Below are 11,712 nucleotides of genomic sequence, written 5' to 3'. Positions count from 1 at the left end.
GGGCGGGCGGTCAGCCGTCGCCGTACGCCTCGCCGCCGAGCTCCAGCGTGGCCGTGCCGGCGGTGGCGTCGGCGAGCCAGCCGCGGAAGGCGTCCACGTCGGCGTCGGGCAGGCCGACCTCGATGCGGACGGCGTCGGCGTACCGCACGTCGCGGACGGACCGGCCGGCGGCGCGCAGGTCGTTCTGGAGCCGGCCGGCCCGCTGGTGGTCGACGGTGACGGTGGCGAGCCGGAACCGGCGGCGGGTGACGGTGCCGACGGCGTCGAGGGCCTCGCCGACGACGCCGCCGTAGGCGCGGATGAGGCCGCCGGCGCCGAGCTTCACGCCGCCGTAGTAGCGGGTGACGACGGCGGCGACGTACCGCACGTCGCGGCGCAGCAGCATCTGGAGCATCGGCACGCCGGCGGTGCCGCCCGGTTCGCCGTCGTCGGCGGCCTTCTGGACGGCGGCGTCGGCGCCGATGACGTACGCGAAGCAGTTGTGGGTGGCGGTGGGGTGCTCGCGCCGGACGCGGGCGACGAAGTCCTGGGCCTCCCGCTCGGTCGCGGCGGGGGCGAGCGCGCAGAGGAAGCGCGATCGGTTGATCTCGGTCTCGTGCACGCCCTCGCGGGCCACCGTCAGGTACTGCTCCTGCATCCCGCCACCCTAGGTCGTGTCTTCAAAGTCCCGTCTGCCGGGCGGCGTCTGGCACGCCCTCCCCCGAGCTCTCGGCTGCGCTCGAGCAGGGGGGACCCCCAGCCGCGTTGTCGTCGGTCGCCAATGCTCCGCAGTGGCTCCCTCCTCCGCCTTGCGATCGCACGCACCAGACGCCGCCCGGCCCGCCCTACGGGCGAACGACGCTACTTTGAAGACACTCCCTAGCCGCGTCCCGGCACGGCTCCCCCCGCGGCGTCCCGGGCGGCCTGCTCGGCGAGGCGGCGCCGGGCCTCGTCCCAGGTGAGCGGCAGGTCGTCGGTGGTCGTCTCCCAGAAGGTGAACGTGGAGGCGCGCATCGTCGACCGGAGGTCCTTCATGATCCCGCGGTGGGGTTCGGCGCGGGCGTAGGCGTACAGGGCGTCGCGGTCCCGCCAGGCGGAGAGGGTGTAGAAGGTCCGCTCGAACGGCCGGGCGTCGAGGGAGGCCCCGTAGGCGCCCGGCGCGGTGGTGACCTGCCGCCAGGCGGCGAGGGACTTGAGGAGGAAGCGCGGCACGTCCCTGAGGGAGTGCACCTCGAAGCGCGAGGCCATGACGAAGGCGGGGGCGTGCGCGGGGGCGGGGTGGGGCCTGGTCCAGGGCAGGGCGGGCACGGCGGGCTCCTCTCGGCGGGCCGCGGCGGGTGGACGCGGCACTGAACGGATAGTTGAACTACCCATAACCGGATAGTGTCACTATCCATCTCGCGCGTAAAGCGGATTCCCCGGAATGCCGGGCGCCGTAGCCTGGTTGCCCGCACAGGGACAGCCCCCGGAAGGCAGGAGACGGCACGTGTACGGCGATACGGAGACCATCCGCAGGATCCTCACCGAGTCCGGCGACACCTGGGCCGTGGTCGGCCTGTCCACGAACCGGTCACGGGCGGCGTACGGCGTGGCGGCCGTGCTCCGGCGGTTCGGCAAGCGGGTCGTACCGGTGCACCCGAAGGCGGAGGCCGTGCACGGCGAGCAGGGGTACGCCACGCTGGCCGACGTCCCCTTCCCGGTGGACGTCGTGGACGTCTTCGTCCACAGCGAGCTGGCCGGGGACATCGCGGACCAGGCGGTGGCGAAGGGCGCCGGGGCGGTCTGGTTCCAGCTCGGCGTCGTCGACGAGGAGGCGTACGCGCGGACCCGCGCGGCGGGACTGGACATGGTCATGGACCGGTGCCCCGCCATCGAGATCCCCGCCCTCGGACTCGGCTGAGCCGCCGGGCCCTACGCCCGGCCGTGCTCCCTGCGGGTGCGCCGCGCCACGGTGTCGATGACGACGGCCGCCAGCAGCACCCCACCGGTGATCATGAACTGGACGGCCGACTGGATGCCCAGGAGGGACATCCCCGAGGCGATCGACTGGATGACGAGCATGCCCAGCAGGGCGGACCAGGTGGTGCCGCGGCCGCCGAAGAGGCTGGTGCCGCCGATCACGGCCGCGGCGATCACGTTCATCAGCAGCAGGCTCGACCCGGACGTCTGGCTCACCGACGTGATCCGTGAGGCGAGGAACAGCCCGCCGACCGCGGCCATGGTCCCGGACAGCATGAAGACGGACACCCGCACGCGGACGACGTCGATCCCGGCGCGCCGGGCCGGTTCGCCGCCGCCTCCGAGGGCGTACACCTTCCGCCCGTAGCGGGTGCGGCGCAGCACCAGGTCGAGGCCGCCGACGACGAGGAGGAAGGCGAGCAGGGCGAGCGGCAGGCCCTGGAACCGGTTGAGCACGTGCGCGGCGGAGAAGGCGACCAGCGCCACCGCGCCGGTGCGCACCGCGATCTCCGCGAGCGGCCGGTGCGACATGCCGGCCGCCCTGCGCCGGCGCCGGTCCCGGTAGTACACGAGGAAGCACAGGACCGAGCCGGCCGCCGCCAGGCCGTAGGCGGCGGCGACCTCGTGGAAGTAGTGGCCGGTCAGCTTGCCGATGAGGCTGTCCTCGTCGAGGTTGACCGTGCCGCCGGCGCCCAGGACGTACAGCATCAGGCCGTTCCAGCCGAGGAGCCCGGCGAGGGTGACGACGAAGGCCGGCGCGCCCACCCGGGCGATGAGGAAGCCGTGCAGGGAGCCGACCGCCGCGCCGGAGAGCACGGCGATCACGACGGCCAGCCACTCCGCCATGCCGTGCTGCACGTTGAGCACGGCGAACAGCGCCGCGGCGAGGCCGCTGACGGACCCGACCGACAGGTCGATCTCGCCGATCAGCAGGACGAAGACGACGCCGACGGCGATCATCCCGGCGCCGACGATGTCCACGCTGAGGTTGGACAGGTTCCGCGGCGCGAGGAAGTTGCCGTTGAGGATCTGGAAGACCGACCAGATCACGAGGACGCCGACGACGACGGGCAGGACGCCCGGCTCGCCGCCTCTCAGCCGCCGGCCGGCCGCCTCGGTGCCGCTCCTGAGGGCCCGCCGGAGGCCGTTCACCGCTCCCCCCGCCGTGCGTGCGCGGTGCGGCGGGTGGCGCCGGGGGGACTGGTGACGCCGGTGATGGAGGAGATGATCTGCTCCTGCGAGGCGGTGCTGACGTCGAAGAAACCGTTGTTGCGGCCGAGGTGGAGGACGGCGACGCGGTCCGCGACGGCCTTGATGTCACCCATGTTCTGGCTGATCAGGAGCACGCCGACGCCCCGGTCGCGGAGCATCTCGACGAGGTCGAGGAAACGGCTCGTCTGCTGGACGCCGAGGGCCGCGGTGGGCTCGTCGAGGAGCAGCAGCCGCGGTTCCCCGACGAGCGAGCGGGAGATCGCGACGGTCTGCCGCTGCCCGCCCGACAGGGTCGCCACCCGGGCCCGCAGGTCGGGCACGTGGATGGCGAGCGAACCCAGCAGGTCGCGGGTGCGGCGCTCCATCTCGACCTCGTCGAGGAGGCCCGCCCGGCGCAGCTCGCGGCCGAGGAACAGGTTGCCGACCACGTCGAGGTTGTCGCAGAGCGCCAGGTCCTGGAAGACCGTGGCGATGCCCAGGGCGTGGGCCTCGTGGGGGCGTCTCACCCGCACGGTGCGGCCCTCCCACCGGACGACCCCCTCGTCGGCGGGGCTGACCCCGGCGATCACCTTGACGAGGGTGGACTTCCCGGCGCCGTTGTCGCCCATCAGGGCGACGATCTCCCCGGCCCTGATCTCCAACTCCACGTCGGCCAGCGCCTCGACGGCACCGAAGCGCTTGCGGATGCCGCGCAGGGCCAGCAGGGGCGGGACCGGCACCGACGACCACCTCCTTCTCCGCCCGATTACACGGTGAGTCCGGCCTTCGCGCACGCCGACGCGTACTTCGGAGTACAGATCTGCGCGATCGTGTACATCCCGTCCCTGACGACGGTCTCGCGCACGGTGGCCGCGGTGACGGGCACCGGGGTGAAGCGGATCGCCGGCACGCCCCGTACGGTGGCCTCGCCGCCGCCCTGCGGGGGGATGGCGTTCGGCGGGTCCCCGCGGCCGAGCGCGACGGCCATCTCGGCGGCGGCCTCGGCCATCGGCTTGAACGGCTTGTACACCGTCATGTACTGCTCGCCGGCGATGATCCGCCGGATGGCGGTGAGGTCGGCGTCCTGCCCGGTGACCGGCGGCAGCGGTTCGACGAAGTTGGCCTTCAACGCGGCGATGACGCCGCCGGCGAGCCCGTCGTTGGCGGCGTACACGCCGTCGATGCTCCCGGCCCCGAGCGCGGCGATGGCGCCGGACATGTTGGCGTGGGCGGCCTCGGGGCGCCAGCGGTCGGTGTCGTACGCCTTGGCGATCCTCACCCTGCCGTTCAGGACCTCGAGCGCGCCCCGCTCCAGCGCGAGGGCGTTCGGGTCGGCCGGGTCGCCGTTCATCATCACGACCTGCCCGCCGTCCGCCTCGGCGCCCATGGCCCTGAGCAGCGCCTCGGCCTGGAGTCGGCCGGTCTTGCGGCCGTCGAAGGAGACGAAGCCGGAGACCGGGCCGTCGGCGAGGCGGTCGTACGAGACGACGGGGATGCCGGCGCCGGCGGCCTTGGCCACCGCGGGGCCCAGGGCCCGGGAGTCCACGGGGTTGAGGAGCAGGGCGTCGACGCCCGCGGTGATCATCGAGTCGACCTGCTGCTTCTGGACGGCGACGCCGCCCTGGGCGTTGGCGTAGTCCACGGTGCAGCCCGGGCAGACCTGGCGGATCTTCGCCTCGATCAGCGGCCGGTCGAAGGTCTCCCAGCGCGCGGTGTGGGTGTCGGGCAGCAGCAGCCCGATGCGGGGCGTGAACTCGGTGTGCGTGGGGCTCGGGCCGCTTTCCAGGTGCGCCTGTTCGGCGGTGCCGCATCCGGCGAGCGCGACGGCCAGCGCCGCCGCGGCCGCGGCCCTGCGCGGACGGCCCCGCCCACGGGGTTTCGCGCGAAGCACCCTCCTCACCTGCCTTCCCGTCCGAAGCCGTGCGGGACCGGGACGGCGGCCGGGGCGGCGGCGTCCGGTCCGGGGCCGCGGGTGACGACGAACTCGCTCCACACCTGCTTCCCGCCGCTGACCGGCACCGATCCCCACGACGCCGACATGGCCTCCACCAGGAACAGCCCGCGGCCCCCGGTGGACTCCCAGTCGGCCATCACGGGCTTGGCGGGGGCCCGCGGCGAGGCGTCGGTGACGGCGATGCGCATCCGGTCCCCGGCGAGCGTCAGGTCGAGGCGTACGGCCCCCTGGGTGTGGACCAGGGCGTTGGTGACGAGTTCGGAGACGACGAGCAGGGCCGCGTCCGCCTCCTCGGCGACGCCCCAGCCGCGCAGGGTGCGGGCGGTGAAGCGGCGGGCGTGCATGACGGCGTCGGGCAGCCGCCACACGGTCCACCCGGTGCGGATGGGCGGGACCCCCATCCCGTCGTAGCGCATGAGCAGCAGGGCGATGTCGTCGTCGCGGCGGGTGCCGTCGCCCAGGAGCTGGTCGGCCATGCGGCCGGCGTCGCCCGGGTCGGCGCCGGCGAGCAGGTCGCGCATCCGAAGCATGCCGTCCTCCAGGTGGAGGCTGGAGGACTCGACGAGGCCGTCCGTGAGCAGCGCGAGGACCGTGCCGGGGGCGAGGCCGACGGCGGTGATGGGGTAGTCCGCGTCCGCGAGGACGCCGAGGGGGAGGCCGCCCTCGGTGGCGACCTCCTCCGTCGTGCCGTCCGGGTGGCGCAGCAGCGGGGCGAGGTGGCCGGCGCGGACGAACCAGGTCTCGCCCTCCTCCATGTCGAGCTCGACGTAGCAGCAGGTGGCGAAGAGATCGGTCTCCATGCCGACGAGGAGCCGGTTGGCGTGCGAGACGACGACGTCGGGCGGGTGCCCCTCGACCGCGTACGCCCTGATGGCGGTGCGGATCTGGCCCATGATGGTGGCCGCTCCGGCGCTGTGGCCCTGGACGTCCCCGATGACGAGGGCGACGCGGCTCTCGGAGAGCGGGATCACGTCGTACCAGTCGCCGCCGACCTCCAGGCCGACCATCGCGGGCAGGTAGCGGGCGACGGCCACTCCCCCGGCCAGCGCGGGGAGCCTGCGCGGCAGCAGGCTGCGCTGGAGGGTGGTGGCCAGCTCGTGCTGGGCGTCGAAGGCGTGGGCGCGGCGCAGGGCCTGCCCGACCAGGCCGGCGGTGGCGGTCAGCAGGGACCGCTCCTCGGCGCCGAACTCGTGCGGCTCGTCCCAGCCGGCCAGGCAGGCGCCGATGACGCGGCCCTCGGCGGGGAGCGGCAGGAGGGCGAGGCCGCCGGGCCCGACCCCGGCGAGGGCCGCTTCGAGCTCCGCGCCGGCCGGGACCAGGCCGACGCGCACCTCCCGGAGCGCCGCCGCGAGCGTGGGCAGGGAGCGCAGCGGGGTGTCGGGCCACTCGGAGCGCCATTCGGAGCGCCAGATCTCGGGCCAGGCGGCGGGCTCGGGCGGGTCCAGGACGGTGACGACGAGCCGGTCGGCCTCCAGGCCGGCGACGGCGACGCGGTCGGCGCCGACGAGGGGGTCGCGCAGGGCGCCGACCACGACGCGGGCGACGTCGCGGGCGGTCATCGTGGCGGCGAGGGACGCGGACAGCCGTTGGACGAGGGACACCTCGTCGGTGTCGGGGCGCAGCGACGAGGCGTCGACGACGATGCCGAGGACGCGCTCGGGGCGTCCGGTGGGGTCGTTGAGGACGCGGGACCGCAGCCGCAGCCAGCGCAGGTCGCCGGTGGGCCGGCGGACGCGGAACTCCAGCTCCCGGCTGGCCGAGGTGGTCTTGCCCGGTTCGACCAGGGACATGAGGACGGGCAGGTCGTCGGGGACGGCGTGGGCCAGGAGCGTCTCGACCCGGCCGTCGAAGCCGGCGGGGTCGATGTCGACGAGTTCGAGCATCCGCGCGTCGGCGCTGATCCGCCCGGTGTGGAGTTCGAGGGTGAACGACCCGAGCCGTTCCGCGTCCAGCGCCTGCCCGGGCATCAGCTGGTACGCGACCTGCGAGCCCTCCCGGCGCGGCACCGATCCGGCCGGCACGACCCCGCCCGCGCCGCCCGCGACCGTGTAGGCCGTCCCCGGCTCGCCGCCCGCCTCGAGGCGGGCGGCGACCTGTTCGGCGTACAGCTCCATGAAGCCGCGCCGGTCGGTGTCGAAGCCCCGGCCGGTGCCGTCGACGACGACCAGGCAGCCGAGCCGCCGGTCGTCCGTGCCGACGGGCAGCACGCCCAGCGCCGCGTCGGGCGCCAGGGACGCGGGCACGGCCTCCCGGCGGGCGGTGAGCTCGGCGGCGGTGGGCCACAGGGCGCGGCCGCTGCGGAAGACGTCGGCGACGGCGGAGCGCCCGGACACGGCGTACCCGCCCGGCCAGCCGGGCAGGGCCCCGGAGTCCCCGGCCGGCCCGGCGAGGCGCAGTTCGCGGCCGCCCTCGCTGGGGACGTACACGGCGGCCAGGGCGGCCCCGGCGAACATCAGCGCGCGGCCGGGCGGCCGGGCGGCGTCGTGCGGCCGTGTGGCGCCGGGGGCCCCGCCTGCGAGGTCAGCCCGCAGTCCCGGAGCCCCAGCCGCGGCGCCGCCTTCGCTGGACACTTCGCCATCACACCTCACCCTCCATACTGGGCGTCCGCGCAGGACGGGGGCCAGTCAGGCGGTCCGGCGGGGTGGTGCGGGGCGGTGCCCCGGCCGTGGCCCGCGGTCGCGGCGGGCGCGGGGGCCGGTGGGCGCGGTCAGCGCCCTTCCCAGTGCGCCAGCGCGGCCAGCTGCGCGGCGGTGACGTGCTCGGGGATCGGGACGGGCGGGGGCGTGCGCAGCGGGGGCTGCCAGCCGTTGTCCCGGTCCCAGCGGCGTACGACGCGGGCCGGCGCCCCGGCGACGACCGCGTGGTCGGGCACCTCGCCCCGGACGACCGCCCCGGCGGCGACCACGACGTTCCGGCCGATCCGGGCACCGGGGAGGACCACCGCGCCGGTGCCGAGCCAGCAGCCGGGGCCGATCTCGACGGGCGCGGAGCGCGGCCACTGCCGGCCGATCGGCTCGTGCGGGTCGTCGTAGCTGTGGTTGGTCGAGGTGACGTAGACGTAGGGCCCGCAGAACGTGTTCGCGCCGATGGTCACCGGCGCGTCCGCCACGACGTGGCTGCCGCGCCCGAGGACGACGCCGTCGCCGAGGGTCACCACCGGGTCGGGGCCGAGGTCGAGGCCGGGCAGCATGCCGGCGCTGAGCGTCACCTGCTCGCCGATGATGCAGCAGTCGCCCAGTTCGATCCACGCCTCGCCGAAGACCGTGCCCTGCGGGAACGCGAGCCGGGTGCCGGCACCGATCCGGCGGAACCTCAGGGGCCCGGGGCGGTCGGCGGTGACGGACCCGGTCTCCTGCACCCAGCGCCAGCCGCGGTGGACCGCGGCGGAGAGCACGCGGCGGCGCCACGCGGCGAGCGGCGAAAAGGAGAACACGTTTCCGTTCCTGGGCACCCGGCCACGGTAGTGGGCGGGATCACCGCCGGTCAGGGAGCGGCGCTGTGATGTTCGCCCCACCGGCGAAGCGGCGCCCGGCGTGGCCTACGGTTCCCCCCGGGCGGGACGACCGGCCCCAGTGCACGAGGGAGCAGCGCGATGACGGAACGACCGTTGATCACCGCCGTGGGCGGCAAGGAGCCGGAGGTGGACCGGGCCGCGTTCGCCGCGCCCACCTCCGTCGTGGTCGGCGAGGTCACGATGGGCCCGGGGTCCAGCGTCTGGTACCACGCCGTGCTGCGCGCGGACTGCGGGCCGATCGTCCTCGGCGCGGACAGCAACATCCAGGACAACTGCACCGTGCACGTCGACCCCGGCTTCCCGGTGACGATCGGCGAGCGCGTGTCGGTCGGCCACAACGCCGTCCTGCACGGCTGCACCGTGGAGGACGACGTCCTGGTCGGGATGGGCGCGACCGTGCTCAACGGCGCGCACCTCGGCGCGGGCTCCCTGGTCGCCGCGCAGGCGCTCGTCCCGCAGGGCATGCGGGTCCCGCCCGGTTCGCTCGTGGCGGGTGTCCCCGCGAAGGTCAGGCGGCAGCTGACGGACGAGGAGCGCGAGGGCATCAAGGTGAACGCCGCGCTGTACCGGGACCTGGCCCGGGCCCACCGCGAGGCGCACGCCGCGGGGGCCTGACCGGTACCCCCGCGGCGTGCGCCCGGCGCCGTCCCCGTCAGTCGGCCGCGGCCGCGGCGGGGACGGCGTCCTGGTGCGGCCCGGCGGCCGCGGCGGCGCGCTCGGCCTCGGACTTCTCGGTCGCCTTGCGGGCGCGGTGCCTGAGGACGAGCATCGAGGTGAGGCCCACCGCCACCGCGAGGACGAGGCCCAGCCAGGAGAACCGCTTCAGCCACGCCTCGGCGACGACGCCCACGGAGTAGATCACCGCCGTGGTGCCGCCCGCCCAGAGGATGCCGCCGAAGACGTTGGCGACGAGGAACTTCCAGTACGGCATGCGCAGCACGCCCGCCAGCGGTCCGGCGAAGATCCGCAGCAGGGCCACGAACCGGCCGAAGAAGACGGCCCACATGCCCCACTTCTCGAAGGACCGCTCGGCCAGCGCGATGTTGGCCTCGCTGAAGTGCTTGGGGAACTTCCCACCGAGCCAGGCCAGCAGGGGCCGCCCTCCCTTGCGGCCGATGGCGTAGCCGATCGAGTCGCCGATGATCGCGCCCGCCGTGGCGCAGGCCCCCAGGACGTACGGGTCGATGTCCCCGTGCTGGGAGGCGAGGAGCGCGGAGCTGACGAGGACGATCTCGCCCGGCAGCGGGATGCCGAGGCTTTCCAGCCCGATCACCACACCCACCAGGATGTAGATGCTGACCGCGGGGACGGTCTCGAGCCACTCCTGGACGTGCAACGCCGGTTCCTCCGTATCGACGAGTGACCTCTGGGGCCAGGCAGCCTACCGGGTCACGGGGACAGGCCCCGGCTCGTGTGAGCCGGGGCACGGGAGGAGACGCCGGCGCGCCCGGCGGGGTTGCCCGCGCCGGGCGGCGGGCCGGCGCGGGGGGGGGCGGCGCGGGGCTGGTCAGGCGTGGGGGCGCAGGGTCCAGGTGATGGTCATCTCACCCGTGACGGCGCCGTCCTCGCGCGTGATCTCCACGAGGACCGGGAACTCGGGGCGCTGCCCGGCGTCCAGCTCGGCCACCACCTCGGCGCGGGGGCGGCCCAGGGTGGCGGTCGCGGTGACGACGCCCAGGGCGAGCTTCCGGTAGCCGATCTCCGCCTTGACGGCGAGCGGGACGGCGCGGCCCATCTGGTCCCCGAAGGCGCCGATGACGATGGCGCCGCTGGCCGACTCGCCGAGCGTGAACATCGCGCCGGCGTGGGGGCCGCCGACGTGGTTGTGGAAGCCCTCCTGGTCGGGCAGGCGCAGCACGGCGCGCTCGGCGGTCGCCTCGACGACCTCCAGGTTCAGGGTCCTGGCCATGGGGACGGTGGCCAGCAGCATCTCGCCGATGTTCGGCGTCGTGTCGGACATGCGCCCGAAGTTACCAGGCAGTAGTTTCGGCGTGAACCCTTCGCGGGGGCCGGGCGTGGCACCCGTCACTCCCCCCCTCTATGGTTACAGCCCATGTGGCCAGGACAGCAGCCGCCCGGGGGCGAGCAGAACCCGCAGGACCAGAACGCGCCGAACCCCTACCAGCAGCCGGGGTACCCGCAGCAGAATCCCTACCAGCAGCCCGGGTACCAGCAGCCCGGCTACCCGCAGCAGAACCCGTACCAGCAGCCGACCGTGCCGCAGTACGCGGTGCCCGGGCAGCCGCCCGGACCGCCGGTGCCGCCGGACGGCGACCGGAAGAAGACGACGGTCGTCGCGATCGCCGCGGCCCTCGTCGTGCTGGCCGCCGCCGGCGTGACCGGCTACCTGGTCCTCGGCGACGACGGGAAGCAGCAGACCGCCCAGGGCGGCTCGGCGCCGTCCCAGAGCGCGTCCGCGCCGTCGGCGCCGGTCGAGCCGCCCGCGCAGGCGCCCTCCGGCAACCCGCGTGACGGCTCGACGGCGCCCAAGCCGTCCGTCCCCGGCTGGAAGGTCGTCCACAACCCCAAGCGGGACACCCTCTTCGACATCCCGCCGGACTGGGAGGCGCTCGGCTCGGGCGTGGCCACCGGCTTCGAGGACGAGAAGGCCGGCGACGGCTCGCCCGTCGTCACCATGTCCGCGCCCGGCCGCTACAAGAGCGAGTGGTGCACGTACGACGACGACAAGGACGGCACCGCCGACAAGTGGAGCCTCGCCACGGCCGGCACGAAGGGCGGCCAGGGCGCGAAGGACACCGCCGAGGCCGCGTACAACGAGGCCGGCAGCTGGGTGTGGGCGGGGTACGCGCAGACCGAGCCCAAGGGCACCATCAAGATCACCAAGGCCGTGCCGTACACCACGAAGTCCGGCCTGAGCGGCCACGTCGCCACGGCGACCGCCCTCAACACCAAGCACGAGAACAAGTGCGACACGGACGGCAAGTCCATCGCGTTCTCCTTCAAGAACGCCAAGGGCGACTTCGTGTCCTGGGTCATGTACGCGAACACGGGCATCAAGGACGAGGTGCCGCAGGAGACGATCCAGAAGATCCTCAGCACCGTCCGGCTGGCCGAGACCGCTTCGTAGGGAACCGGCCGGATCCGTCGGGCGGCC

The 11,712-nt window shown here is 74.6% G+C and carries 12 protein-coding genes; 3 read left to right on the top strand and 9 right to left on the bottom strand.

Annotated elements, in window-relative coordinates:
* Positions 1 to 10 precede the first annotated feature (10 nt).
* Entirely contained in the window at positions 11 to 637 is a 627-nt protein-coding gene (locus tag IE106_RS25415) for a YigZ family protein (RefSeq protein WP_189537546.1), read from the bottom strand.
* Positions 638 to 858: 221 nt separating this feature from the next.
* Complete coding sequence (locus IE106_RS25410; protein WP_189537545.1) at positions 859 to 1,287, bottom strand: DUF3291 domain-containing protein; 429 nt, start codon at positions 1,285 to 1,287, stop codon at positions 859 to 861.
* A 178-nt stretch (positions 1,288 to 1,465) separates the two neighbouring features.
* Between IE106_RS25410 and IE106_RS25405 the strand changes: the two genes are divergently transcribed.
* Positions 1,466 to 1,879, top strand: a complete 414-nt coding sequence (locus IE106_RS25405) for a CoA-binding protein (protein ID WP_189537544.1) — start codon at positions 1,466 to 1,468, stop codon at positions 1,877 to 1,879.
* A gap of 11 nt (positions 1,880 to 1,890) precedes the next feature.
* Here IE106_RS25405 and IE106_RS25400 read toward each other — a convergent pair whose 3' ends face one another.
* The 5 genes from IE106_RS25400 to IE106_RS25380 all read right to left on the bottom strand — a co-directional run bounded on the left by IE106_RS25400 (position 1,891) and on the right by IE106_RS25380 (position 8,534).
* A complete protein-coding gene (locus IE106_RS25400) occupies positions 1,891 to 3,090 on the bottom strand; it encodes a sugar ABC transporter permease (RefSeq protein WP_189537543.1) in 1,200 nt (399 codons plus the stop codon).
* Positions 3,087 to 3,869 (bottom strand): ATP-binding cassette domain-containing protein, encoded by a 783-nt coding sequence (locus tag IE106_RS25395; RefSeq protein ID WP_189537542.1) that lies wholly within the window; start codon positions 3,867 to 3,869, stop codon positions 3,087 to 3,089. The genes IE106_RS25400 and IE106_RS25395 overlap by 4 nt, the downstream gene beginning before the upstream one ends.
* Positions 3,870 to 3,895: 26 nt before the next feature.
* Positions 3,896 to 5,020, bottom strand: a complete 1,125-nt coding sequence (locus IE106_RS25390) for a sugar ABC transporter substrate-binding protein (protein ID WP_189537541.1) — start codon at positions 5,018 to 5,020, stop codon at positions 3,896 to 3,898.
* Positions 5,021 to 5,025: 5 nt separating this feature from the next.
* Positions 5,026 to 7,653: a SpoIIE family protein phosphatase gene (locus tag IE106_RS25385; RefSeq protein ID WP_373295978.1), complete on the bottom strand. Its 2,628-nt coding sequence runs from the start codon at positions 7,651 to 7,653 to the stop codon at positions 5,026 to 5,028.
* A gap of 137 nt (positions 7,654 to 7,790) precedes the next feature.
* The gene (locus tag IE106_RS25380) at positions 7,791 to 8,534 is read right to left on the bottom strand and encodes an acyltransferase (RefSeq protein WP_189537540.1); all 744 of its coding nucleotides are present in this window, start codon (positions 8,532 to 8,534) and stop codon (positions 7,791 to 7,793) included.
* A 141-nt stretch (positions 8,535 to 8,675) separates the two neighbouring features.
* On the opposite strand from IE106_RS25380, the gene IE106_RS25375 reads away from it, so the two are divergent.
* Positions 8,676 to 9,212, top strand: coding sequence for a gamma carbonic anhydrase family protein (locus IE106_RS25375; RefSeq protein ID WP_189537539.1), 537 nt, complete (start codon positions 8,676 to 8,678; stop codon positions 9,210 to 9,212).
* A gap of 37 nt (positions 9,213 to 9,249) precedes the next feature.
* Here the strand turns inward: IE106_RS25375 and IE106_RS25370 are convergent, their stop codons facing one another.
* Together IE106_RS25370 and IE106_RS25365 are read right to left on the bottom strand one after the other, a co-directional pair.
* Positions 9,250 to 9,933: a DedA family protein gene (locus IE106_RS25370; protein WP_189537538.1), complete on the bottom strand. Its 684-nt coding sequence runs from the start codon at positions 9,931 to 9,933 to the stop codon at positions 9,250 to 9,252.
* A 171-nt stretch (positions 9,934 to 10,104) separates the two neighbouring features.
* On the bottom strand, positions 10,105 to 10,557 hold the full coding sequence (locus IE106_RS25365; RefSeq protein ID WP_189537537.1) for a DUF4442 domain-containing protein: 453 nt from the start codon (positions 10,555 to 10,557) through the stop codon (positions 10,105 to 10,107).
* A gap of 93 nt (positions 10,558 to 10,650) precedes the next feature.
* Here IE106_RS25365 and IE106_RS25360 point away from each other — a divergent pair, with 93 nt between their 5' ends.
* Entirely contained in the window at positions 10,651 to 11,685 is a 1,035-nt protein-coding gene (locus IE106_RS25360) for a DUF8017 domain-containing protein (RefSeq protein ID WP_189537536.1), read from the top strand.
* Positions 11,686 to 11,712 lie beyond the last annotated feature (27 nt).

The organism is Streptomyces roseolilacinus (assembly GCF_014649335.1).
In the GTDB taxonomy this organism is placed as follows: Bacteria; Actinomycetota; Actinomycetes; order Streptomycetales; family Streptomycetaceae; genus Streptomyces; species Streptomyces roseolilacinus.
The sequence above is the reverse complement of the archived record's forward strand: the minus strand, read 5'-3'. Positions and strand labels throughout refer to the sequence as shown.

What these genes read in the sequence shown, in the direction of transcription:
- IE106_RS25365 (WP_189537537.1), bottom strand. Translation starts at nt 10,557, where the DNA reads ATGTCCGACACGACGCCGAACATCGGCGAGATGCTGCTGGCCACCGTC.
- IE106_RS25375 (WP_189537539.1), top strand. Translation starts at nt 8,676, where the DNA reads ATGACGGAACGACCGTTGATCACCGCCGTGGGCGGCAAGGAGCCGGAG.
- IE106_RS25360 (WP_189537536.1), top strand. Translation starts at nt 10,651, where the DNA reads ATGTGGCCAGGACAGCAGCCGCCCGGGGGCGAGCAGAACCCGCAGGAC.
- IE106_RS25415 (WP_189537546.1), bottom strand. Translation starts at nt 637, where the DNA reads ATGCAGGAGCAGTACCTGACGGTGGCCCGCGAGGGCGTGCACGAGACC.